Consider the following 23,048-nt stretch of genomic DNA (forward strand, 5'->3'; position numbering starts at 1 on the left):
CTGGCTGGGGTGGTAGGATTCGAACCTACGGTACACGGTACCAAAAACCGCTGCCTTACCACTTGGCTACACCCCAATGTGGCGTGGTAATTACGCAAGGATCAGCGTGCTTGCAAGAGCCGTGGTCAATATTTTTCATTCTCCACCAGCCCGGCCTTTTGCTGCCGTGTCTGCTGGTGCGGGATAGCACTCAATCTTCGGTCTCGTCGGAGGTGACCCCCCACAAGGCGCTCTTGCGGGCCCAGCCCTTGTGGCCGCCTGCGGTAACGTGGCACCAGTCGTTCTTGCATTCCCCAAGCCTTGCGATCACGCCCATTTCGAAATGCGCGCCCACGGGGGCCTCGGGGTCGGGTGTCAGGAAAACTTCAAGCATGTCTTCCTCAACGATCACGGTGCGGATGCCGGACAGGAGTGAGTAGTGCACCCATCCGCCCGCGCCGTCCCGGTCGCGGACCCGCCGCCAGTGGCCATGTTCGGCGGTGATTTCCACCGGCATGCCCCTGCGCTGGAACACCCAGTCGATGCGATGGGTGAGCGAGGGGCCGCGCCGGACATTGGTTTCTTCGGTCTTGGTCGACACGAAGCGGGGAATGGGAAGATTGGTGACGCCGCCGCGCGTCTCACTCGCCATGAGGCCAGCCGAGGATAGAAAGAGCACCAAAAGAGAGAGAATGGCCCTGCGCATCGGACTGCCTGATATTCCTCGTGAAATCGCCAAGAGGTTCTTGTGCCTCGGCTGACTATCCGTCACTTTGCCAGTAACGCGCGCCCAAGGAAAGCGAAGGGAGGACCTATATGCCAACTGGACGTCTGAGTGTTGTCGTAACGCGACGTTTGCCCGAAGCGGTCGAGACGCGGATGAAGGAACTCTTCGATGTGCGGCTGCGCGACGATGACACTCCGATGACGCGGGCGGAGTTGACGGAAGCGGTGGAGAGCGCCGATATTCTGGTGCCGACGATCACCGACGAGATCGATGCGAACCTGCTGGCGCGCGCAGGCAACCAACTGAAACTTATCGCGAATTATGGCTCCGGGGTGGATCATATCGACGTGGCTTCGGCCCGGCAGCGTGGTATCCTGGTGTCCAACACGCCCGGCGTTTCGGCGGATGATACGGCGGATATGACGATGGCGTTGATGTTGGCGGTGAAGCGGCGGATTCCGGAGGGGCTGGCGCGGATGAAGGAGGGCGCCTGGGCGGGTTGGGCGCCGACCGCGCTTTTGGGGCAGCGGGTGCATGGCAAGCGGCTGGGCATCCTCGGGATGGGGCGGATCGGGCAGGCGGTCGCGCAGCGGGCGCGGGCCTTTGGCATGCAGATCCATTACCACAATCGCCGCCGGCTGCGCGAGGAGATCGAGGCGCAGTACGAGGCCACCTACTGGGAGAGCCTCGACCAGATGGCTGCGCGGATGGACGTGATCAGCATCAACTGCCCGCATACCCCCTCGACCTTTCACCTTATGAATGCCAGGCGGTTGAAATTGCTCAAGAAAGACGCGGTCCTCGTCAACACGTCGCGGGGCGAGGTGATCGACGAGAACGCCCTTGTCCGACGGCTGGAAGCGGACGAGATCGGCGGTGCGGGGCTGGACGTTTTCGAGCATGGAAACGCGGTCAATCCGAAGCTGCGCGAACTGCCCAACGTGGTGTTGAGCCCGCACATGGCGAGCGCCACGCAGGAGGGGCGGCTGGAGATGGGCGAGAAGGTCATCATCAATATCAAGACCTTCGACGACGGTCACCGCCCGCCCGACCTGGTGGTGCCGTCGATGCTGTGAGGCCAGAGGTTAACGCCGCAACGGGCGCGAAATCCGGGGGGTGACTCCCGGCTGCTGCCCGGCTGCCGGGCGTATGACAGGCGCCACGGTACGGAGACCGGTCGGAACCGGTTAACGCAGCGTGCGCCGGCGACCGGGCGCCGCGACCGGGACAGTGGGCGGGGATTGGTGGATTGCCAAAGTGGCGTTTTTTTGCGCAGTCTGGCGGTGGGGGTGACAAGCGCACGAGGAAGGGCACGATGAAGGCGAGCGAGCAGGGCCGGGGCAGCGCCCTTTGGGCGGGTGTCCTTGCGATGACGGTCTGGGCCGGGGCGGCGGCTCTGCCGGCGTGGGCGCAGGATGCGGCCGATGCGTTGGCCCCCGAGGCCGCGACCGAGACGGGGCGGGCCGCGATCAGCGAGTTGAGCGCCGGGGCGCAGGCTGCCAAGGACGCGGGAACGCCGGTCACCGGCCGCGACTGGATGGTATCGGTGGCCAACCCCTATGCCGCGGAGGCGGGCGCGCAGGTTCTGGCCGAAGGGGGGACCGCGGCGGATGCGATGGTCGCGGTGCAGGCTGTGCTTGGGCTGGTCGAGCCGCAAAGCTCGGGCTTGGGGGGTGGTGCGTTCCTCGTCTGGCACGATGGCGAGAGCGGTGAGACCACCACGCTCGACGGGCGCGAAAAGGCGCCGCTGGCTGCCGGGCCGACACTGTTTCTCGATCAGGACGGTGAGCCGCTGGACTTCTTTGAGGCGGTTGTGGGGGGACGTTCGGTGGGTGTGCCGGGCACGCCCGCACTGATGCAGGGCGCCCATGCGCGCTGGGGGCGGCTGGATTGGGCAGGGCTCTTTTCCGATGCGATCCGCCTCGCCGAGGAGGGGTTCATCGTGTCGCCGCGGCTTTCCGCGCTGGTGGCTGCGGATGCAACGCGGTTGGCGCGCGATCCGATGGCGCAGTCCTATTTCCTTCCCGGTGGGTTGCCGCTGGTCGAAGGGCAATTGCTGCGCAATCCCGAATATGCCGCCACGCTGAGGGCCATCGCGGGGCAGGGGGCGCGACAGGTCTATGCCGGCAAGATCGCCAAGGCGATCGTTGAAAAGGTGCAGGGCGCCGAAGGCAATCCGGGCCGGTTGACCGAGATCGACATGAGCCTCTACAGGGTGATCGAACGCTCGCCCGTTTGTGTGCCTTATCGCGGGCATGATGTCTGTGGCATGGGTCCGCCCAGTTCCGGCGGGTTGACCGTTGGGCAAACCCTTGGGATTCTGGCGGATTTCGACCTCGCGGCGATGGGGCCGGAGAGCGCCGAGGCATGGGGGCTTATCGGCGATGCCAGCCGTCTCGCCTTTGCCGACCGGGGCCGCTACATGGCCGACAGCGATTTCGTGCCGGTGCCGGTCAAGGGGCTGGTGGAGGCCGATTACATGGCGCGCCGGGCCGCGCTTTTGCGCGGTGACACGGCATTGCGCGAGGTCGAACCCGGTGAGCCGGAGTTCGACCATGCGCTCGACTGGGCCGATGATGCCGGGGTCGAGCGGCCCTCGACCTCGCATATCTCGATCGTCGATTCCCATGGCAATGCGTTGTCGATGACGACGAGCATCGAGAACGCGTTCGGATCGCGGCTCATGGTGGCGGGGTTCCTGCTCAACAACCAATTGACCGATTTCTCGTTTCGCAGCCATCGCGACGGGGTGCCGGTGGCCAACCGGGTGGAGCCGGGCAAGCGGCCGCGGTCCTCCATGGCGCCGACCATCGTGCTCAAGGATGGTGCGCCGGTGCTGGTTGTGGGCAGCCCCGGGGGCAGCCGGATCATCGGCTACGTGGCCAAGACGATCATTGCGCATATCGACTGGGGCATGGATGTGCAGCAGGCCGTGGCCCTGCCGCATCTGGTCAACCGCTTCGGCACATATGATGTCGAGCGCGGAAGCGCGGCAGAGGCGCTTGAGGCGCCGTTGCGCGAGATGGGGTTCGATGTCGAAACGCCGCCGCTCAATTCCGGGCTGCACGCGATCGCGCGGGGCGCCGACGGGCTGAGCGGCGGGGCCGATCCGCGCCGCGAGGGGATCGCGATCGGGGAGTGAGGCGCTGCGCCGCTTCGAAGGGCTCTTGACCCGCCGGGAACTGGGTCAGGTCGTTTTTATGTGATCAGCGGTCGGATGAATGATGCGCGGGCGCCGTGGTTTCGGCCATACGGGGGATGAATGCATTCCCGGGGAGTCGAAGATCATGAAAACCCAAGTCAAAGCCCTTGTCGTCGGCGGCGGAGCCATCGGCACGTCGATCGCCTATCACCTCGCCCGGGGCGGTTGGTCCGACGTGATGCTGATCGAGCGGGACGAGTTGACCAGTGGCTCGACCTGGCACGCGGCGGGGTTGTTGCCACTGTTCAACATGTCCTATGCGACAACCCATATCCACCAGTATTCGGTCGAGTTCTACAAGACGCTGGAAGAGGAAACCGGCCTCAACCCCGGATTCTTCACCGTCGGCAACCTGCGCATGGCCCAGACGCAGGAGCGGATGGATGAATACATGCTCTATGCCGCCACCGCCGAGACCTGTGGCGTGACCTATGAGTGGATGACGCCGGACGAGATCAGGGATCGCTGGCCACTGGTGCGCACCGAGGATCTGAAGGGTGCGATCTATCACCCCACCGATGGCTATATCAACCCGGCCGACCTGACCATGGCGATGGCCAAGGGCGCGCGGCAGCGCGGGGTGAGCATCGAGCGCAAGTGGCAGGCCGATGCGTTCGAGTGGAAGGGCGATCACTGGGACGTGACGCTCACGAAAATGGTCGAGCGGGGCGGCAACCTCGTGCCCGGAGAGGAGCAGGTGGTGGTGAGTGCCGAGCACGTGGTGACCGCGAGCGGCAACCACGCCCAGCGCACCGCCCGGATGCTGGGGATCAAGATGCCCGCGATCCCGGTCGAGCATCAGTTCATCGTGACCGAGCCGGATGCCGAACTGGTCAAATGGCGCGAGGCGGGCAACCCGCAGCACCCGGTGCTGCGCGACGCGGATGCGAAATGGTATGTGCGCGAGGAGCGCGGTGGCTGGATTCTCGGCCCCTATGAGCGGGGCGCCCCCGCGCGGTTCGAATATGGCGTGCCCGACAGTTTCCGCGCCGATCTCTTCCCGCTCGATCTCGAGCGGATCGAAGAGGAATACATGAGCATGATCCACCGGATTCCCAGCACGGAAGAGGTGGGACTCAAGGACGACTATAACGGGCCGATCTGCTACACGCCCGACGGCAACCCGCTTGTCGGGCCTGCGCCGGGGCTGCGCAACGTGTGGCTGGCCGAGGGGTTTTCCTTTGGCATCACCGCGGCGGGTGGCACCGGGCATTACCTTGCGCAGCTCATGGTCGGTGGCGAGGCCGAGATCGACATGGCGAGCCTCGATCCCAAGCGGTTCTCGTCGAACTGGATGACCACCGAGTTCGCCGCGCGCAAGAACGAGGAAGCCTATGACCACGTCTATATCCTCCACCACCCGGATGAAGAACGCCCGGCAGCGCGCCCGCTGCGTACAGCACCCGCCTATGACCGTCAAAAGGCACTGGGTGCGCAATTCGGCTGGGTGAACGGCTGGGAGCGGCCCAACTATTACGGCCCGCTCGATGCGCCCGAAAGCTTTGATCACGACGCGCGCAGCTTTCGCCGGGGCGGATGGTGGCAATACGCGGTGGACGAGGCCCGCGCGATCCGCGAGGGGGTGGGGATGATCGACGCCACCGCCTTTACCAAGCACGTGGTCAAGGGACCGGGGGCGACCGCGTTCCTCGACTGGTTCACCTGCAACAAGCTGCCCAAGGTCGGACGCATCAACCTGACCTATGCGCTCACCGATCATGGCACGACGCGCACGGAATATACCATCGTGCGGATGAAGGAGCATGAGTATTACTGCGTGTCCTCGGGCGGCTGGACCGAGTATGACGGCGATTTCCTGCGCAAGTCGGCGGCCGACAAGGCCGATGAATTCGGCTATATCGAGATCCAGGACGTGACCACGCAATGGGGCGTCTTTGCCATCGCCGGGCCGAAAACGCGGGACGTTCTGAAAGAGGTGATCCGCGACGCCGATCCCGACACGGTGCTGTCGAACAAGCGGTTCCCGTGGCTTTCGGCCCGCCCGATCGAATTGGGCATGTGCCCGGTCAACGCGATCCGCGTAGCCTATACCGGCGAGTTGGGCTGGGAGCTGCATCACCCCATCGAGATGCAGAATTACCTGTGGGATCTTCTGCTGGCCGCGGGTGAGAAGCATGGGCTGAAGCTCGTCGGCGCGCGGGCGCAGAACTGGCTGCGCCAGGAGAAGAGCTATCGCGCCTTCGGCAACGAGCTGGGCCGTGATGCGACGCCGCTCGAGGCCGACCTGCCGCGCTTTGTCGACTTGTCCAAGGAGTTCCATGGCAAGGCGGCGATGGAGGCGACGGGGATACGCTCGAAATGCGTGACGCTCCTGATCGACGGGCCGGACGACGCCGACCCCTGGGGGCGCGAGGCGCTTTATGACGGGGAGACCCGGGTGGGGCGTCTTACATCGGGGGGCTATTCGGTGGCCTTCGGCAAGAGCATCGGCATGGGCTATGTGAAGCCGGAGCAGGCGAAGGTGGGACAGAAGCTCATGGTCAGGATGCAGGACAAGCTCTGGCCCGCCGAGGTGGTCGAGGACAGCCCCTATGACCCGACCAACGCCAATATCCGCGTGGATGGGTGAGGGCCGAGCCCTGAAGATGTTGCAAGGGCCGGGGGGAAGCTCTCGGCCCTTGGTGGTTGGGGCGGCACGCCTAGGTAGAAAAATGAGCCCATTGCGGGCCATTTGACATGCGGGCAGCGCCCGACCGCCGCCCGAGCGGGCGCTGCCCGGGCGGCTTCGCCGCTGTTCCGGGCAAGGGTTTCTTCGCTTGTTCTGCGACCGCCCGTCTCACACCTGCCGCGATGCGAGCCATGCCTGCCACTGCGCCGCCGAGCCGTTGAACGCGTTGAGATCGGTGGCGCCCTCTATGCCCGGCACGATGCCGGTGGCGGTGTATTGCCAGAAGCGCCAGGGCTGGCCGGGGTAGACCCGGTTCACGTTCTCGGCGGTGGCGCGGAGCCAGAATTCCTCGCCCAGGCGGCCCAGGTCGGTCTGCAGGTAGAATTCGGGCGTGGTATAGACGATCGGGCGCTGGCCGTAGTGACGTTCCAGTGCCGCGAGGAAGATCCGCGCCTGCCTGCGCACCTCGGCCCCGGGCGGGCGCTTGGTGCAGGTGGGCGAGAACGGGTTCCATTCCATGTCGAGCACCGGGGGCAGCATCCCGCGCGTGCGCGGCACGTTGCGGATGAACCAGCGCGCCTGCACCTCGGGCGGGGTGCAGAAATAATAGAAGTGATAGGCCCCGCGCGGGACCCTGGCGCGCCCCGCGCCGCGCCAGTGGTCGGCGAACAACGGGTCGCGCAGGTCGCCGCCCTCGGTCGCCTTGATGAAGGCGAAACTGACGCCCGCCGCGCGCGCCGCGGGCCAATCGACCGCGCTCTGGAACCGGGCCATGTCGATGCCGTGAACCGCGAAACCGTCGGGGGCGGGGGCAGCGAAACTCACGGGTTTGCTGTCGCCGAAACGTGGCGGGTTGAGGACGGGCGCGCGCATCGTGCCGGAGGTTGCCGGCACCGGCTGGCCCGTGCCGCAGCCTGCAAGCGCGAGCATCGGCAGGCCGAACGCGACGCCGCGGCGGGTGAGTCTGCTCATGCTGGCCTCCGGGGATGACATGTTGTGCGGGGTCCACCCGATGGGAGCCTATCGGGCGCGGCTTGGCAAGCCTCTTGTGTGCCCGTGCCTCGAATGGGCGGAAACCCGGCCCCGGCGATCTGCCAGGTGTCAGGCCGCGGACAGTTCGTCATAGATCGCCAGTGCCTCGGCCGAGACCATCAGCCCCGGTCCCCCGGCCATCTGGATGCACATGGCCAGAACGTCGGCCACCTCGTCACGGGTGGCGCCGGCCTTGATCAGCGCCTCGACGTGAAAGGCGATGCAGGGCATGCAATGGGTGGCCACGGCGATGCCCAGTGCCACGTATTCCTTTTCCTTGAAACTCAGCGCCCCGTTTTCCTTGACCGCCTTCGACAGCCCGGCAAAGCCCTTGGTCGCCTCGGGAATGGTCTTGTTGAGTTCGCGCAGGTTGTTGCGGGTTTCGGCGATCGTGTCTGTCCAGGACATATTCTTCTCCTTGCATGTTGGTAAGAGGCAAAGAGCATGGCGCAGGGCGTGCGGCCTTGATCCGTGTCAAGTGGCGTGGTTTCCGTCACGGAAGGCGGCGGGGCCGCTCAGCCCGGCTTGCGCGCGGCCAGCAGCAGGTTGTTGGCGGGCATCTCGACCACGTGCGCCATGTCGAGCCACGCGCCCTGGAGCCAGTCGATCACGTCCCAGTCATCCTTGTATCCGATTTCCGGATCCTGGGCGGTGAGCGAGGCGTGAAACCGCGCGTCGCCTTCGGAGGTGGCCGCGCCGTCGCGCAGGAAGGGGCCATAGATCGCGAGCATTCCGCCGGGCGCCAGCGCCTGTGCGGCCTCGGTGATCAGGGCCCGCGCCTCGGGTTCGGAAACGAGGTGCAAGAGGTTCACCACAACGACCAGGTCCTGACCGGCCTGCGCCGCGCCCCAGCCGGGGGCGGTGGCGTCGAGCGCGATGGCGGGGGCAAGGTTGGGCAAACCGGCCTCGGCCACATAGGCGTCGATGCTGGCGCGGCGGGCCGCGTCGATCTCGGAAGGTTGCCAGTCAAGCCCTGGCATTGCCTGCGCCAGCGCCACGGCATGTTGCCCTGTGCCACTTGCGAGTTCGAGCGCGCGGCCCGCCGAGGGGCCAATATCGGCGATCACGGCGCAGATCGCATCGGCATTGCGCGCGGCCGAGGGTGCCACCAGTTTGCCCCTGTCGGTGGCATTGGCGACAGCGGCGCTGTCGGGCAGGTTCAGGCGGCGAGGCATGGGCGCATCTGGCTCTTTCTTGGGAAAAATACTCGAAAACCCGTCGCTTGCCTCACGCGAAACGCCGTGGAGATAGCGCGGCGACGAGATCGGGGTCGAGCGCGGGTGTGCGCCCGAGCACGAGGTCGGCGACAAGCTCACTTACCGCGGGGGCGGTCTGGAACCCGTATCCGCCCTGGCCCGCGGACCAGAAGAAGGCGGGGTGTTCGGGCGACTGGCCCAGCACCATCTTGCGGTCGGGGGAAAAGGTGCGAAGCCCGGCCCAGTTCGCGGTGACGCGGGTGACGGGTTCGCTCACCATTTCCTCGTAGCGCGCCAGCCCCTCGGCCAGCACCATGTCGTCGGCCCAGGCGTCATGCGGTGTGCTCGGCTCTTCCTCGGAGGGCGAGACGATGAGCTGTCCCGCGTCGGGCTTGGCATACCAGCGTTCCCCGGTGCCAAAGAACATCGGCCAGGTCGACACGTCATGCCCGCCCGGGGCGGGGATGCGGGCCATCGAACGGCGGCAGGGGGTGAAGCCGATGGGCGAGAGCCCGGCCATCTCGGCCACCTGCCCGGCCCATGGCCCGGCGGCGTTGAGCAGGAGCGGCGCCTGGTGGGTCTCGCCGCTTTCGGTCGTGACCTGCCAGGTTTCGCCGTGGCGGGTGATGCGGCTCACGCGTGATCTCAGGTGGATCGCGCCGCCATTTGTCCTGATCTCGCGGGCGCAGTCCTGGATGAGCAGGTCGGTGTCGATGTCATGCGCCCGGTCGGCATGGGCGGCAAAGGCGACCATATCGGGGTTGACGATGGGCACCAGCGCGCGGGCCTCGTCGACGGTGATCTCTTCGAGGTCCATCACCGCGCAATCCTTTTCGAACGCCGCGCGCTCATCGGCCCGGGCGAGAAAGAGCACGCCGCGCGGACGGCAATAGCGCATGTCGCCGCCGATGTAGAAATCGGAGCTGGCAAGGCTGAGCTGGACGGTGGTGGGAGGGCCGTAATGCGGCTCGAAGAGGGCGGCGGAACGGCCCGACGCGTGATAGGCCAGCGCCTCCTCGGCCTCGATCACGGTGACGTTCATATGCGGGGCAAGGCGGGCACCGGCGGAAAGGCCCGCGATTCCGCCGCCGATGATGAGAATGTCGGTCATGTTTCCTCGATCCGGTCGGTTGCGGGGGGTGGCGCGGGCGCGAGCGCCGAGAGCCGCGCATAAAGCGCGTCATCCATCTCGAACGTGATGGCAGCGAGCGAGGGGGCAAGCTGCTCGGACGAGCGGGCCGAGAGGATCGGCATGGGGGCGGCCGGGTGGCGCGCCACCCATGCGGCGGCGAGCGTGGCGGGATGGGTGCCGATCTCTTCGGCGATCTCCTTGAGCCCGCGCGCGGCGGCGTGCATGAAATCGGGCGCGTAGCGCGCGGCATAGCGCCGGTCCTCGGTCAGGCGGCCCTTGATCCTGTCAGCGTCATCGCCGGAATATTTCCCGGTCAGCAGCCCGCCGCCCAGCGGTGAATAGGGTGCGCAGGCGATGCCTTGCGCGGCGCACATCGGCAGGATCTCGACCTCGGCCTGGCGTTTGACGAGGTTGTACATCGGCTGGACGATATCGACCCCGTGGCCCATGTCGCGCAGAATCGCGTCGGCCTTCATCACCTGCCATGCGGCGAAATTCGACAGGCCGACATAGCGGATCTTCCCCTCGTCCCTGAGCCGGGCCAGCACCTCGAGCTGATCCTTGAGCGGGGTTTCCGCGTCATGGCGGTGCAGGTAGAGAATATCGACCGTCTCCATCCCGAGCCGTTCCAGCGACACCTCGAAATCGGCGCGCAGTTTCGCGGCTGGGGTACCGTCGGCATAGCCCACCTTGGTCGCGATCACGAGGCCCGCGCGCTCCGGCTTGACGAGGGGGGCGAGGATCTTTTCGGAATTGCCGTTGGTATAGATATGCGCGGTGTCGAAATGCGTGATCCCGGCGCTGCGGGCGGCGCGGAACATGGCGGCCGAGCTGCGTTCGTCGGCCGCGCCGCCGAATTGCATCGTGCCGAAGGCGAAACGGGAAATCGGCGTCCCGTCGGGTGAGGTGAGCGTCGTCATGGGCTCAACCTGCCACGAAAGACGGCGCTGAGAAAGAGGCGAAAGGGAAAGGGGCCGGTCTGGCCGGCCCCTTTCGTTCGGTTCGGGCTGCCCGGTCGGGCAGGTTACTGGAACTTCCTGATCTCGCCCGATTTCAGGCGGCCGAGATAGCTGTCGAGTTCGCGCTTGACGATCGGCATCAGGAAATAGAGACCGATGATGTTGACCACCGCCATGGCAAAGATCGCCGCGTCCGAGAAGTCGATCACCGGGCCAAGCTGTGCCGCCGCCCCGATCACCACGAAGATGCAGAAGATCACCTTGAAAACCAGTTCCTTGGTCTCGCCCTCGCCGAAGAGGAAGGTCCAGGCCTTGAGGCCGTAATAGGACCAGGTGATCATCGTGGAGAAGGCAAACAGCACCACGGCCAGCGCCAGCACATAGGGGAACCAGCCGATGGAACTGCCGAAGGCGGCCGAGGTCAGGCCGACGCCCGAGGTGTCGCCGACGGTCTGAACGGCTGTGCCCGCCTCGTTGAGCAGGTAGAGCCCGGTTTCGGGATCGGTCACCAGTTGCTGCGTGATGATGATCACCAGCGCGGTCATGGTGCAGACGACGACCGTGTCGATGAACGGCTCAAGCAGCGAGACGAAGCCTTCGGTGATCGGTTCGTTGGTCTTGACCGCCGAGTGGGCGATCGCCGCCGAGCCGACGCCGGCCTCGTTGGAAAACGCGGCCCGCTTGAAGCCCTGGATCAGCGCGCCGACCATGCCGCCCGCGACTCCGAGCCCGGTGAATGCGCCGGCGAAGATCTGGCCAAAGGCCCAGCCGATCAGGTGATAGTTCATCGCGATGATGATCAGCGCGGTGCCGACATAGAGGATGCCCATGACCGGCACGATCTTTTCGGTGACCTTGGCAATCGACCTGATCCCGCCGATGATCACCGCATAGACAACGCCGGCGAAGATGATGCCGGTGATCCAGCCGGGATACTGCCCGACAACGCCGGTGATCTGCTGATGCGCCTGGTTGGCCTGGAACATGTTGCCGCCACCCAGCGCGCCGAGGATACAGAAGATCGAGAACAGCACGGCGAGGACCTTGCCCCCCGGCAGCCCGCGTTCGGCAAACCCCTTGGTCAGGTAATACATCGGGCCGCCCGAAACGCGCCCGTCGGGATATTCGTTACGGTATTTTACACCGAGCGTGCATTCGGTGAATTTCGACGCCATGCCCATCAGGCCCGCAAGGATCATCCAGAACGTGGCCCCCGGCCCGCCGATGCCGATGGCGACTGCCACACCGGCGATATTGCCGAGCCCGACCGTGCCCGAAAGCGCCGTCGCCAGCGCCTGGAAATGGCTCACTTCGCCGGCATTGTTGGGGTCGGAATAGTCGCCCTTGACCAGGGCGATGGCATGGCGGGCCACGCGAAACTGAACAAAGCCGAAATAGAGCGTGAAGACCGTGGCGCCGATCACCAGCCAACCCACGATCCAGGGAAAGGACGTGCCGGGAAAATTGGAGAAAATGAGATTGACGAACCAGCCGGTGGAATCGGCAAAGATCCGGTTGACCGTCTCGTCGATGGATTGCGCCGCGGCGGGCGCGGCGAGGCCGGTAAGGGCCAAGGCACCGAAAACGGCGCGGGTGAGATTGGTTATCATGGTTTTTTTGTCCCTGTTGAACTTGGTTATGGCACGATGGTGCAGGGCACCGGCGCGATCTGGGTCAGGGTGCCGGCAACCGACCCGAAGACCCGCCGGGCCAGCCCGCCTTCGCCGTGGCGCCCGACGATGATCTGCTCGGCCTTTTCCTCGCGTGCGATGTCACAGATCGTGTCGGCGATCTGGCCATAGCGCATCGCGCCCCTGGCCTTGAGGCCGCTGCTTTCCAGCTTTTCCAGCACCGGCGCGAGGATCGCGGTTTCGGCACGCTCAAGCTCTTGCTGGCGGCGCTTGTGCCGCTCTTCCAGTTCGGTTGGCGTCAGAAAGGAATAGGGTGACCATTCCAGTACATGCGCAACGACGATCTCGCCGCCCTGTGCCTTGGCACGGGATACCGCGAAATCGAGCGCCCGGCGCGCCGCGTCGCTGTCGTCGTAGCCGACGACGAAGATATTGCTCATCTTTTCCTCCTTCGAGGGTTCCTTGGGGTTGCTTGCGCCGTTTTGACGCAGGTTCAGAATAGGCAGATCGTTGAAAGAAAAAATCCCAAGCTTGCATCAGAGTCGAAAAATTTTGCAAAATAATCGAAGAAAATCAGGAAAATTGGAAAGATTTACAATGGATCGGATAGATACGAAAATACTTTCCATATTGCAGCGTGAGGGGCAGATCTCGATGGCGCGCCTCTCCGAACGGGTCGGATTGTCGCTTTCGGCCTGTCACAGGCGGGTCAAGAACCTTGAGAGCGACGGCAAGATCTCGCACTACGCTGCCCGGCTCAACCGGCGCGCGGTGGGGCTCGAATTCCAGGTCTTCATCGAGATCAAGCTCGAATCCCAGCGCAAGGAGAATATCCGCACCTTCGAGGCGGCGATCCGCGAGATGGACGAGGTGCTCGAATGTCACCTGATCTCGGGCGAGTTCGATTACCTGATCCGTGTCGCCGCGCGCTCGACCGAGGATTATGAGAAGCTCTATCGTGACCGGCTGTCGGAACTCCCCTCGGTCACGCAGATGAAAACACTGCTGAGCCTGTCGACAGTGAAGGAGTTCCAAGGGTTCTATCTGGGAAGGTAGGCGGGCAAGCCAGGGGGCGATGCTCGGGCGGGAGCGTGCCGGAACATGCGCGGGAGCCTCAGGGACGCGGTTTCGGACCGGGCTGGCCCTCGGCGGCCCCTTCGCGCAATGAAAAAGGCCCTGCGCGAGGGCAGGGCCTTTTCCCGTGTCGTCGCGGAAAGGTCGATCAATCCGGGATTTCGCTACTCAGACCCTCGACATAGAAATCCATGCCCAGGAGCGTGCCGTCATCGGCCACTTCGCCCTCGGCAAGCCACGGCGTGCCGTCCTGCTTGTTCAGCGGGCCGGTGAAGGGGTGGTATTCGCCGTTGGCGATTGCCTCTTTCATGGCCAGTGCCTCTTCCTTCACATCTTCCGGAACCGCGTCGGTGATCTCGCCGATGCCGACCATGCCCGGGCCGATGCCGTCCCATGTGTCCTTGGTTTCCCATGTGCCGTCCATCACCGCCTGAACCCGGTCGATGTAGTAGGGTGCCCAGTCGTCGATGATCGACGACACGCGCGGGCTGGGCTTGTATTCGGCCATGTCGGATGCCTGTCCGAAGCCGATCACGTTGCCTGCTTTCTCCGCGGCGGCGAGCGGGGCGGTCGAATCGGTGTGTTGCAGGATCACGTCGGCGCCCTGTTCGATCAGGACCTTGGCGGCGTCGGCCTCTTTCGCCGGGTCGAACCACGTATAGGCCCAGATGATCTTGAACTCGACATCGGGGTTGGCCTTGCGGGCGTGAATGAAGGCCGAGTTGATGCCGCGGATGACCTCGGGGATCGGGAAGGAGGCGATATAACCGACGGTGTTCGACTCGGTCATCTTGCCGGCAATGTGGCCCTGGATGGCGCGGCCCTCGTAGAAGCGCGCGGAATAGACCGAGACATTCTCGGCGGTCTTGTAGCCGGTGGCGTGTTCGAATTTCACGTCCGGGAACTTCTTGGCCACGTTGACGGTCGCATCCATGAAGCCGAACGATGTGGTAAAGATCAGGTCCGCCCCCTGAAGCGCCATCTGGCTGATCGCGCGTTCGGCGTCCGCGCCCTCGGGCACGCTTTCCTGATAGACGGTTTCGACCTTGTCGCCGAAATGCTCGACCACGGCCTTGCGGGCCTGGTCGTGTTCATAGGTCCAGCCGCCGTCGCCGACGGGCCCGACATAGATGAAGCCGACCTTGGTCTTGTCCTGTGCCACTGCCGTGGTGGCTAGGCCAAGCGCCATGGCGGCACTGGCAAGGATATGGGTGAGTTTCATGATTGGTGACTCCCTGTTGGTTCGAGTTGGCAGCATCCCCGGGCCGATCAGCCCGAGGCGTGGAATATACGGCCAAGAGACGCGGGGGCGCGGCTCTTGTCCGCTGACATGATGACCAGCACGAGGATGGTAATCAGATAGGGTGACATGGACAGATATTCGACCGGAATGGCAAGCCCCGCGGCCTGCAAATTGAGTTGCAGAACGGTCACGCCGCCGAAAAGCCAGGCACCGAGCAGCACCCGGCCCGGTTTCCAGCTTGCAAAGACAACGAGCGCCAGCGCAATCCAGCCCGCGCCCGAGGTCATGCCTTCGGTCCATTGGGGCACGCGTATGAGGCTGATATAGGCGCCGCCCAGCCCGGCACAGGCGCCCCCGAACAGGATCGCGAGGATACGGATGCGCACCACCTTGTAGCCCAGCGCATGGGCGGCATGGTGGTTTTCGCCCACCGCGCGCAGGATCAGACCGGCGCGCGTGTACTTGAGCATGAACCAGACCGCGGCCACCAGTCCGAGCCCGAAATAGACCATCAGGTCATGCGAAAAGAACACACGCCCGATAAACGGAATATCCGACAGGAGCGGGATCTTGAAGGCCGGGGGCTGGACCGGTTTCAGACCCACGTAATCCTGGCCCAGGAGCGATGAAAGCCCCAGCCCGAAAAGCGTGAGCGCAAGGCCCGAGGCCACCTGGTTGGCCAGCGCGAGCTGGGTTAGCGCGGCAAAGAGCAACGCCAGCCCCGCACCCCCCGCCGCCGCCGCGGCGAAGCCGAGCATCGGCGAGCCGCTTTCGATGGTGACCGCGAACCCGAAGATCGCGCCGGTGATCATCATGCCCTCGACCCCGAGATTGAGAACGCCGGCGCGTTCGACGACCAGCTCGCCGATGCCGGCCAGCAGGATCGGCGTGGCCGCCACCATGAGCGAGGCCAGCAGCAGGGCCGGCGTGATCGAATCCATGTCCATCATGTGGCCTCCCGTTTGACGAGGCTGATACGGTAATTGGTCAACATGTCCACTGCCAGCAGGAAGAAGAGCAGCATCCCCTGGAAAAGCTGGATTGCCGCCGAGGGCAGGCCGAGGTTGCCCTGCGCGATCTCGCCACCGATATAGGTGAGCGCCATCAGCAGACCTGCCAGAAGGATACCTACCGGGTGCAGCCGCCCGAGAAAGGCCACGATGATCGCGGTAAAGCCATAGCCCACGTTGAAGTCGATGCTGATCTGGCCCGACGGGCCCGAGACCTCGAACATGCCCGCAAGGCCCGCCATCAGCCCGGAAATCCCGAGGCAGAAGAGGACGATCCGCGCCGGGTTGACGCCCGAGAAGCGCGCGGCGCGCGGCGCCTCGCCGGTGAGGCGGATCGAGAAGCCCAGCATGTGCCGGTTGAGCAGCACATAGGCAAAGATCACCGCCAGGAAGGCGGTGAGCACGCCCCAATGCATGCCCGTGCCGATGATGATCTCGTCATTGAAGGCCGAGGGATATTCCTTGAGGTTGCGTGAACCGGGAAAGCCCCGGCCCTCGGGGTTCTTCATCCGCCCCAGCGCCATCGCCGCGAGCAGGTTCTCGGCCACATAGACCAGCATCAGCGAGACCAGGATCTCGTTGGTGCCGAATTTCACCTTGAGAAGCGCCGGGATCATGCCCCAGACCATCCCGCCCAATGCCCCCGCGAGCACCATCAGCGGGAAGATATACCACGCCTCGAGCGGATAGAATGCGAGCGCCACGGCCGCACCGCAAAGCGCGCCCACGATGTATTGCCCCTCCGCGCCGATGTTCCAGATCCCGGCGCGAAAGCCCAGCGACAGCCCGATCGCGATGAGGATGAGCGGGCCACCCTTGACCAGCAGTTGCGGGCGATAATAGGCGGCGAAATCGCCAAAGAGCGGATCCCAGAAAATGGTGCGGATCGCCTCGACCGGGTTCTTGCCCAGCGCGGCAAACAGCAGCCCCCCCGCGAACATGGTGGCGATGACGGCCAGGACGGGCGTGAGATAGGCGAACACCCGGCTGGGTTGCGGGCGTTTCTCAAGCTTCAACATGCGCCACCTCCATCCCGTCATGGGCGCCGCCCATCATGAGGCCAATTTCCTCGATCGTCAGATCCGCGGTGCGCCGTGTCTCGGTCAGTCGCCCCTCGTTCAGCGCGGCGAAATGGTCGGCCACTTCCATGAGTTCGTCGAGATCCTGACTGATCACCAGAACGGCGGTGCCATCGCCCGCCAGGTCAAGCAGTGCCTGGCGGATCGCGGCGGCGGCCGAGGCATCGACACCCCAGGTTGGCTGGTTCACCACCAGGACCTCGGGGCGCTGGAGCACCTCGCGGCCGATGACGAATTTCTGCAGGTTGCCCCCCGAGAGCGACCGCGCAACGCTGTCCGGTCCTGGGGTGCGGACATCGAATGTCTCGATGATCCTCTCGGCGAACTTGCGTGCCTTGCCCCACCTGAGAAAGCCGTTCGTCGCCAGATCTTCGCGCACCACGCCGGTCAGCAGCGCGTTCTCGGTCAGGCTCATGTCGGGGGCGGCGGCATGGCCGAGGCGCTCCTCGGGGGCGGCGAGCAGGCCGCGGCGGCGCCGCGCGGTGGGGCCGAGATGGCCGATATCCTGCCCCTTGAGGCGGATCGCGTCTCGCGCGGCGCGCATTTCGCCCGAGAGCGCGGCCAGCAACTCGTCCTGGCCGTTTCCCGCGACCCCGCCGATGCCCAGAACCTCGCCAGTGTGCAGCCGCAGGTGCACGTTCTTGAGCGCGGTCCCGAACTTGGTGGGCGCAGGCAGCGTGAGCCCCGACACATCGAGCACCGCCGCGCCGGGCGTCGCGCCGGCCCCTTTCGGGGTTTGCAGTTCGCTGCCGACCATCATCTCGGCCATTTGGCGCGCGCTCTTCTCGCGCGGGTCACAGGTGCCCACGTTCTTGCCCAGCCGCAGGATCGTGGCGGTATCGCAAAGGGTGCGGATCTCTTCGAGCTTGTGACTGATATAGAGGATCGAGGTGCCTTCCTGGCGCAGCTTGTTGAGGGTTTCGAACAGGATCTCGACCTCTTGCGGGGTCAGGACGCTGGTCGGTTCGTCCATGATCAGGAGCTTGGGATCCTGCAGCAGGCAACGGATGATCTCGACCCGCTGGCGTTCCCCGGCCGAAAGGCCGCCGACGGTGCGGTAGGGGTCGAGCGGCAGGCCGTATTCCTCGGAGACGGTGCGGATGCGCGCGGCCAGGTCGCGCAGCGGCGGCGGGTTTTCCATGCCGAGCGCGATGTTCTCGGACACGTCAAGCGCGTCGAAGAGCGAGAAATGCTGGAACACCATGGCGACACCCGCAAGGCGCGCCGAGCGCGGCTCTGGCGGGGCGTAGGGCGCACCGCGCATTTCCATCGTGCCGCTATCGGGTTTGACAAGGCCGTAGATCATCTTGACGAGGGTGGATTTCCCCGCGCCGTTCTCGCCCAGCAGCGCATGAATCTCGCCGGTGCCTATATCGAACGAAACGGAGTCGTTGGCCACGACACCGGGATAGGCCTTGGTCAGACCTTGAATCGAAAGCAACGTCCCTGTCACGCGGTTTCCCCTTGGCGCGCCGCCGGGGCGGCCGCTGGCTGCGTCTGTTTCATTCTTCGGGCCTGCGCCCCCTGATTATGACAACAAGAAAACGGGTTTGTCCGGATTCGTGCAAGCAGGGATTCGCCGTGGCACCCATAAACTCTTTCAATGATGCGTAGATAATCAAGGTGATATTTTCGATGGGCGGCGATAAACATATGCAAATTGACGGGGTGCACGGGAAAGAGGCAGGCGCGCCGTGTCCCCGGTCGGGGGGTGTGACATGATGATGGTGGTGAAAGGTGTTGTTGGCGGGCTGGCGGTGCTGGGCGGTTTGCAGATGTGGGCCGCGTGGCGGTTTCGCAAGCAGGCTGCGGCATTGGCCGGACAGGTCATGGCAGGGCCTGCACCGGACGGGATGCGCGACGAACTCCCGGATGCGGTTGCCGCGCTTGGCCTGCGAGGCACGGGCGGGCAAGAGCCGGCGGCGTGCGCGGTGCGCCTGACGCAAGAGGCAGAGATGGCATTGGCCCCGGGCAAGGGGTGGCAGCCGATTGCAGCGCGACAGGTGATCGGCGTTGCGGCCCCCGGTTTTGTCTGGGAGGCGTGGCAGACGCGCGGTCCGTTGGTGACCCTGCGGGTGATCGACAGCTTCGTGGAGGGGCGCGGCCTGCTGGCGGCGCGGCTCTTGGGGTCGGTGCCTGTGGCGCGTGTGGAGGGCGACGAGATGGATCGGGGCGAGGCGATGCGCTATCTTGCCGAATTGCCATGGGCACCGGACGCCGTTCTGGCAAACCGTGCGGTCCAGTGGCGGGTGTTGGAAGATGGCCGGATCGAGGCGCGGCTGGCCATGACACCACGCGACGCGGTGGTGTGTTTCGCGTTGGATGCCGGCGGCGACATCGTAGAGATGAATGCACGCGACCGCCCGGCGACCGGGCCGGACGGGAGCAGCGTCTTGCGCGACTGGCACGGGCGGTTCCACGACTATGACATGATCGGCGGACGGCGCGTGCCCCTGCGCGCCGAGGTCGGTTATGTCGGGGACGAGGGCTTCGCCCCCTATTGGCGGGGGCGGATCACAAGTTTGGTCGCAGAGCCGGCTGGGTAAGGTGGACCGTCCCGGGGCGTTTTCCGTCGGGTTGATGCTTTCGCATGTGCCGTGCTGCGGGTAGTCTCGGGGTATGAGCAGTGATCCCCGATTCATTCATCTTCGCGTGCATTCCGAATATTCGCTTCTGGAAGGGGCGGTGCGGCTCAAGTCGTTGCCGGCGCTGTGCGACAAGATGCAGATGCCCGCGGTCGCGCTGACCGACACCAACAACATGTTCGCGGCGCTGGAGTTTTCCGTGACGCTGAGCGGGGCGGGGGTGCAGCCGATCATCGGGTGCCAGGTCGATCTGGCCTATGTCGACTCCGCGCCGGGGGAAAAGCCGCGGATGCCCGCGCCGGTGGTTCTGCTGGCGCAGAACGAGGGCGGGTACGGGAACCTGATGAAGCTCAATTCCTGCCTTTACGTGGACAAGCACGGCGGGTTGGTGCAGGTCACGATGGACGAGCTCGAGCGGTATTCCGGCGGGCTGATCTGCCTGACCGGGGGCCCCGACGGGCCGGTCGGGCGGCTGTTGCAGGGCGGGCAGAAACCGGCGGCGCGGGCGTTGATGGAGCGCTTTGCGGCGATGTTCGGCGACCGGCTTTATGTCGAGTTGCAGCGCCACCCGGGCGAAAACGGCCTTCCACAGGCCGAGCGGGCGACCGAGCGCGGCCTGGTCGAGATGGCCTATGACATGGATCTGCCACTGGTCGCGACGAATGACGCCTATTTTCCGCAAAGCGAGATGTACGAGGCGCATGATGCGCTGATCTGTATCGCCGATGGTGCCTATGTCGATCAGTCCGAGCCGCGCCGCCGCCTGACTCCGCAGCATTATTTCAAGAGCCCGCAGGAAATGGTGACCTTGTTCGCCGATCTGCCCGAGGCAGTCGAGAACACGGTGGAAATCGCGCAGCGCTGCGCGTTCATGGCCTACCGGCGCGACCCGATCCTGCCGCGTTTCGCCGAGGACGAGGTCGAGGAATTGCGCCGCCAGGCCAAGGAGGGGTTGGCCGCGCGGCTGGCGGTCATTCCCCATGCGGCGCCGGTGGAAGACTACGAAAAGCGGCTCGAATTCGAGCTGGGCATCATCGAGGGGATGGGCTTTCCCGGCTATTTCCTGATCGTGGCCGATTTCATCAAATGGGCCAAGGAACATGACATCCCGGTCGGGCCGGGGCGCGGCTCGGGTGCTGGGAGCCTCGTGGCCTATGCGCTGACCATCACCGATCTGGACCCGTTGCGTTACAGCCTGCTGTTCGAGCGGTTCCTCAACCCCGAGCGGGTCAGCATGCCCGATTTTGACATCGACTTCTGCATGGATCGCCGCGAAGAGGTGATCCGCTATGTGCAGGAGACCTATGGCCGCGACAAGGTGGGGCAGATCATCACCTTTGGCGCGCTCTTGTCCAAGGCCGCGGTGCGCGACGTGGGTCGGGTGTTGCAGATGCCCTATGGACAGGTTGACCGGCTTTCGAAGATGATCCCGGTCGAAGGCGTCAAGCCGGTGTCGATCGAGCAGGCGCTGGCGCAGGAGGACCGGCTGCGCGAGGCAGCGCGCGCCGAGGAAGTCGTGGACCGGCTGCTGAATTACGGGATGAAGCTCGAAGGGCTCTTGCGAAACGCCTCGACCCATGCGGCGGGGGTGGTGATCGGGGATCGACCGCTTGACGAGCTGGTGCCGCTTTACCAGGACCCGCGCTCGGACATGCCGGCGACGCAGTTCAACATGAAATGGGTCGAGCAGGCGGGGCTGGTGAAGTTCGACTTCCTGGGGCTGAAAACCCTGACCGTGATCCAGAACGCGATGGACCTGATCCACGGTGAGGGGCGCAGCCTGCATGTCGCGGCGGATGGCAGCACCATCTACACGCCCTTCCCGGGGGCCGAGAACGATATCGGGCAGATCCCGCTCGATGACGCCAAGACCTATGAACTCTATGCCCGCGCCCGCACCGTGGCGGTGTTCCAGGTGGAAAGCTCGGGCATGATGGACGCGCTCAAGCGGATGAAGCCCGACTGCATCGAGGACATCATCGCGCTGGTGGCGCTCTATCGCCCCGGTCCGATGGAAAACATCCCGAAATTCTGCGAGGTCAAGAACGGCTTGTCCGAGCGCGATACGCTGCATCCCAGCATCGATCATATCCTGGATGAAACCCAGGGCATCATCGTCTACCAGGAACAGGTGATGCAGATCGCGCAGGAAATGGCGGGTTACAGCCTTGGTGGTGCCGACCTGCTGCGCCGGGCGATGGGCAAGAAGATCCAGGCGGCGATGGACGCCGAGCGGCCCAAGTTCATCGCGGGCGCCAAGGAGAACGGCGTTGACGAGGCCAAGGCCGTCGAGGTGTGGAACCTCTTGGACAAGTTCGCCAACTACGGCTTCAACAAGTCCCACGCGGCGGCCTATGCGGTGGTCAGTTACCAGACCGCGTGGCTCAAGGCCAATCACCCGGTGGAGTTCATGGCCGGGGTGATGAATTGCGATATTCACCTCACCGACAAGCTGGGCGTCTATTTCGAAGAGGTGAAAAAGGGGCTGCGGCTGGACTGGTTGCCGCCCTGCGTGAACCGCTCCGAGGCGATGTTCACCGTGCGCGGGCAGGTGCTGCACTATGCGCTGGGCGCGCTCAAGAACGTGGGTGTCGAGGCGATGCGGCTCATCACCGACGCGCGGCGCGTGGACGGGCAGGACAAGCCATTTGCCACCCTGTTCGATTTCGCGCGGCGGGTCGATCTCAAGCGGGTGGGCAAGCGGTCGCTTGAAATGCTGGCACGGGCCGGGGCGTTCGACGAGTTGGACCAGAACCGCCGCCGGGTGTTCGAGTCGCTTGAGGCGCTGATGGGGTATTCGGCCGCGGTGCATGAGCAAAAGAGCTCGAACCAGGTGTCGCTTTTCGGGGATGCGGGCGACGATCTGCCCGAACCGCGCCTTTCGCCGGTAAACGACTGGCTGCCCGCCGAGCGGCTGGGCGAGGAGTTCCGCGCGGTGGGTTTCTACCTTTCGGGGCATCCGCTTGACGATTACGCCGCGGTGCTCAAGCGCAAGGGGGTGATGAGCCTCGACGAGGTCAGCGCCAAGGCAGAGGCCGGGCCGCATCTGGCCAAGCTGGCCGGGGTGGTCGCAGGGCGGCAGGAGCGCAAGTCGGCGCGCGGCAACCGCTTTGCCTTCGTTCAGCTCTCGGACGTGAGCGGCGCCTACGAGGTGACGCTGTTTTCGGAAACGCTCGAGAAATCGCGCGATTTCCTGGAAACCGGCGAGAAGGTGGTGATCACCGCCGAGGCAACGATGGAGGCCGACCAGCTCAAGCTGCTGGGCCGCTCCGTGGCGCCGATCGACGCGGTGGTGGCCGATGCGGGGGCGGTGGGTCTGAGGATTTTCGTCGAGGATCAGGCCGCGATCCGTGCGGTGGCCGATGTTCTCTCGGACGCGCAGGACAAGATCCGCAACGCCGGGCGCGGGCCGATCCGGTTCTGCCTGATGAATCCCGAACTGCCCGGCGAGGTAGAGGTCGATACAGGACGCGAGTTCCCGGTGAACCCACAGATCAAGGGCGCGATCCGCAGCCTTCCGGGGGTGGTGGAGGTGCAGGAGGTCTGAGCCTGTCGGCAGACGCCGGTTCC

18 protein-coding genes and 1 tRNA gene are annotated in these 23,048 nt (G+C 65.0%); 6 read left to right on the forward strand and 13 right to left on the reverse strand.

Annotation, left to right across the window (positions count from 1 at the left end; all coding sequences use genetic code 11):
- Position 1 precedes the first annotated feature (1 nt).
- Together ACESL9_RS05280 and ACESL9_RS05285 are read right to left on the reverse strand one after the other, a co-directional pair.
- A tRNA-Gln gene (locus ACESL9_RS05280) sits at positions 2-76 on the reverse strand.
- A 114-nt stretch (positions 77-190) separates the two neighbouring features.
- Entirely contained in the window at positions 191-685 is a 495-nt protein-coding gene (locus ACESL9_RS05285) for an SH3 domain-containing protein (protein WP_372613331.1), read from the reverse strand.
- Positions 686-795: 110 nt separating this feature from the next.
- Here ACESL9_RS05285 and ACESL9_RS05290 point away from each other — a divergent pair, with 110 nt between their 5' ends.
- From ACESL9_RS05290 to ACESL9_RS05300, 3 genes are all read left to right on the forward strand, one after another.
- Entirely contained in the window at positions 796-1,782 is a 987-nt protein-coding gene (locus tag ACESL9_RS05290) for a 2-hydroxyacid dehydrogenase (protein ID WP_372613329.1), read from the forward strand.
- Between the two features lie 293 nt (positions 1,783-2,075).
- Positions 2,076-3,848, forward strand: coding sequence for a gamma-glutamyltransferase (ggt, locus tag ACESL9_RS05295; protein ID WP_372613336.1), 1,773 nt, complete (start codon positions 2,076-2,078; stop codon positions 3,846-3,848).
- Between the two features lie 145 nt (positions 3,849-3,993).
- Positions 3,994-6,498: an FAD-dependent oxidoreductase gene (locus ACESL9_RS05300; protein ID WP_372613327.1), complete on the forward strand. Its 2,505-nt coding sequence runs from the start codon at positions 3,994-3,996 to the stop codon at positions 6,496-6,498.
- Between the two features lie 207 nt (positions 6,499-6,705).
- Here ACESL9_RS05300 and ACESL9_RS05305 read toward each other — a convergent pair whose 3' ends face one another.
- From ACESL9_RS05305 to ACESL9_RS05335, 7 genes are all read right to left on the reverse strand, one after another.
- Complete coding sequence (locus ACESL9_RS05305; RefSeq protein WP_372674572.1) at positions 6,706-7,509, reverse strand: GH25 family lysozyme; 804 nt, start codon at positions 7,507-7,509, stop codon at positions 6,706-6,708.
- A 129-nt stretch (positions 7,510-7,638) separates the two neighbouring features.
- Complete coding sequence (locus ACESL9_RS05310; protein ID WP_372613323.1) at positions 7,639-7,977, reverse strand: carboxymuconolactone decarboxylase family protein; 339 nt, start codon at positions 7,975-7,977, stop codon at positions 7,639-7,641.
- A gap of 107 nt (positions 7,978-8,084) precedes the next feature.
- The gene (locus ACESL9_RS05315; RefSeq protein ID WP_372674573.1) at positions 8,085-8,744 is read right to left on the reverse strand and encodes a DUF938 domain-containing protein; all 660 of its coding nucleotides are present in this window, start codon (positions 8,742-8,744) and stop codon (positions 8,085-8,087) included.
- 52 nt (positions 8,745-8,796) lie between these two features.
- Positions 8,797-9,876, reverse strand: coding sequence for an NAD(P)/FAD-dependent oxidoreductase (locus tag ACESL9_RS05320; protein WP_372613319.1), 1,080 nt, complete (start codon positions 9,874-9,876; stop codon positions 8,797-8,799).
- A complete protein-coding gene (locus tag ACESL9_RS05325) occupies positions 9,873-10,817 on the reverse strand; it encodes an aldo/keto reductase (RefSeq protein ID WP_372613317.1) in 945 nt (314 codons plus the stop codon). Before ACESL9_RS05325 ends, ACESL9_RS05320 begins: the two co-directional genes overlap by 4 nt.
- Positions 10,818-10,921: 104 nt before the next feature.
- Positions 10,922-12,466: an alanine/glycine:cation symporter family protein gene (locus ACESL9_RS05330; RefSeq protein WP_372613315.1), complete on the reverse strand. Its 1,545-nt coding sequence runs from the start codon at positions 12,464-12,466 to the stop codon at positions 10,922-10,924.
- Positions 12,467-12,492: 26 nt separating this feature from the next.
- Positions 12,493-12,927, reverse strand: a complete 435-nt coding sequence (locus ACESL9_RS05335) for a universal stress protein (protein ID WP_372613313.1) — start codon at positions 12,925-12,927, stop codon at positions 12,493-12,495.
- A gap of 157 nt (positions 12,928-13,084) precedes the next feature.
- On the opposite strand from ACESL9_RS05335, the gene ACESL9_RS05340 reads away from it, so the two are divergent.
- Positions 13,085-13,543, forward strand: a complete 459-nt coding sequence (locus tag ACESL9_RS05340; RefSeq protein ID WP_372613311.1) for an Lrp/AsnC family transcriptional regulator — start codon at positions 13,085-13,087, stop codon at positions 13,541-13,543.
- A gap of 166 nt (positions 13,544-13,709) precedes the next feature.
- Here the strand turns inward: ACESL9_RS05340 and ACESL9_RS05345 are convergent, their stop codons facing one another.
- The 4 genes from ACESL9_RS05345 to ACESL9_RS05360 are packed head-to-tail and all read right to left on the reverse strand — an operon-like array spanning position 13,710 to position 18,346.
- Positions 13,710-14,783, reverse strand: coding sequence for a BMP family ABC transporter substrate-binding protein (locus tag ACESL9_RS05345; protein ID WP_372613309.1), 1,074 nt, complete (start codon positions 14,781-14,783; stop codon positions 13,710-13,712).
- A gap of 47 nt (positions 14,784-14,830) precedes the next feature.
- The gene (locus tag ACESL9_RS05350) at positions 14,831-15,751 is read right to left on the reverse strand and encodes an ABC transporter permease (RefSeq protein ID WP_372613334.1); all 921 of its coding nucleotides are present in this window, start codon (positions 15,749-15,751) and stop codon (positions 14,831-14,833) included.
- The gene (locus ACESL9_RS05355) at positions 15,751-16,833 is read right to left on the reverse strand and encodes an ABC transporter permease (protein ID WP_372613307.1); all 1,083 of its coding nucleotides are present in this window, start codon (positions 16,831-16,833) and stop codon (positions 15,751-15,753) included. Before ACESL9_RS05355 ends, ACESL9_RS05350 begins: the two co-directional genes overlap by 1 nt.
- Positions 16,820-18,346: an ABC transporter ATP-binding protein gene (locus tag ACESL9_RS05360; RefSeq protein ID WP_372613305.1), complete on the reverse strand. Its 1,527-nt coding sequence runs from the start codon at positions 18,344-18,346 to the stop codon at positions 16,820-16,822. Before ACESL9_RS05360 ends, ACESL9_RS05355 begins: the two co-directional genes overlap by 14 nt.
- A gap of 265 nt (positions 18,347-18,611) precedes the next feature.
- Between ACESL9_RS05360 and ACESL9_RS05365 the strand changes: the two genes are divergently transcribed.
- Together ACESL9_RS05365 and dnaE are read left to right on the forward strand one after the other, a co-directional pair.
- Positions 18,612-19,439 carry a DUF6544 family protein gene (locus tag ACESL9_RS05365; protein ID WP_372674574.1) on the forward strand — a complete coding sequence of 276 codons (828 nt, stop codon included), beginning with the start codon at positions 18,612-18,614 and terminating at the stop codon, positions 19,437-19,439.
- Positions 19,440-19,512: 73 nt separating this feature from the next.
- Positions 19,513-23,025, forward strand: coding sequence for a DNA polymerase III subunit alpha (gene dnaE, locus ACESL9_RS05370; RefSeq protein ID WP_372613301.1), 3,513 nt, complete (start codon positions 19,513-19,515; stop codon positions 23,023-23,025).
- The last annotated feature ends 23 nt before the right edge of the window (positions 23,026-23,048 follow it).

This window comes from Aquicoccus sp., assembly GCF_041686535.1.
In the GTDB taxonomy this organism is placed as follows: Bacteria; Pseudomonadota; Alphaproteobacteria; order Rhodobacterales; family Rhodobacteraceae; genus Aquicoccus.

Coding starts and splice junctions, on each gene's coding strand:
- ACESL9_RS05335 (WP_372613313.1), bottom strand. CDS start 12,927: ATGAGCAATATCTTCGTCGTCGGCTACGACGACAGCGACGCGGCGCGC.
- ACESL9_RS05365 (WP_372674574.1), top strand. CDS start 18,612: ATGATGATGGTGGTGAAAGGTGTTGTTGGCGGGCTGGCGGTGCTGGGC.
- ACESL9_RS05355 (WP_372613307.1), bottom strand. CDS start 16,833: ATGTTGAAGCTTGAGAAACGCCCGCAACCCAGCCGGGTGTTCGCCTAT.
- ACESL9_RS05300 (WP_372613327.1), top strand. CDS start 3,994: ATGAAAACCCAAGTCAAAGCCCTTGTCGTCGGCGGCGGAGCCATCGGC.
- ACESL9_RS05285 (WP_372613331.1), bottom strand. CDS start 685: ATGCGCAGGGCCATTCTCTCTCTTTTGGTGCTCTTTCTATCCTCGGCT.
- ACESL9_RS05330 (WP_372613315.1), bottom strand. CDS start 12,466: ATGATAACCAATCTCACCCGCGCCGTTTTCGGTGCCTTGGCCCTTACC.
- dnaE (WP_372613301.1), top strand. CDS start 19,513: ATGAGCAGTGATCCCCGATTCATTCATCTTCGCGTGCATTCCGAATAT.
- ACESL9_RS05325 (WP_372613317.1), bottom strand. CDS start 10,817: ATGACGACGCTCACCTCACCCGACGGGACGCCGATTTCCCGTTTCGCC.
- ACESL9_RS05340 (WP_372613311.1), top strand. CDS start 13,085: ATGGATCGGATAGATACGAAAATACTTTCCATATTGCAGCGTGAGGGG.
- ACESL9_RS05320 (WP_372613319.1), bottom strand. CDS start 9,876: ATGACCGACATTCTCATCATCGGCGGCGGAATCGCGGGCCTTTCCGCC.
- ACESL9_RS05345 (WP_372613309.1), bottom strand. CDS start 14,783: ATGAAACTCACCCATATCCTTGCCAGTGCCGCCATGGCGCTTGGCCTA.
- ACESL9_RS05290 (WP_372613329.1), top strand. CDS start 796: ATGCCAACTGGACGTCTGAGTGTTGTCGTAACGCGACGTTTGCCCGAA.
- ACESL9_RS05350 (WP_372613334.1), bottom strand. CDS start 15,751: ATGGACATGGATTCGATCACGCCGGCCCTGCTGCTGGCCTCGCTCATG.
- ggt (WP_372613336.1), top strand. CDS start 2,076: ATGACGGTCTGGGCCGGGGCGGCGGCTCTGCCGGCGTGGGCGCAGGAT.
- ACESL9_RS05305 (WP_372674572.1), bottom strand. CDS start 7,509: ATGAGCAGACTCACCCGCCGCGGCGTCGCGTTCGGCCTGCCGATGCTC.
- ACESL9_RS05310 (WP_372613323.1), bottom strand. CDS start 7,977: ATGTCCTGGACAGACACGATCGCCGAAACCCGCAACAACCTGCGCGAA.
- ACESL9_RS05315 (WP_372674573.1), bottom strand. CDS start 8,744: ATGCCTCGCCGCCTGAACCTGCCCGACAGCGCCGCTGTCGCCAATGCC.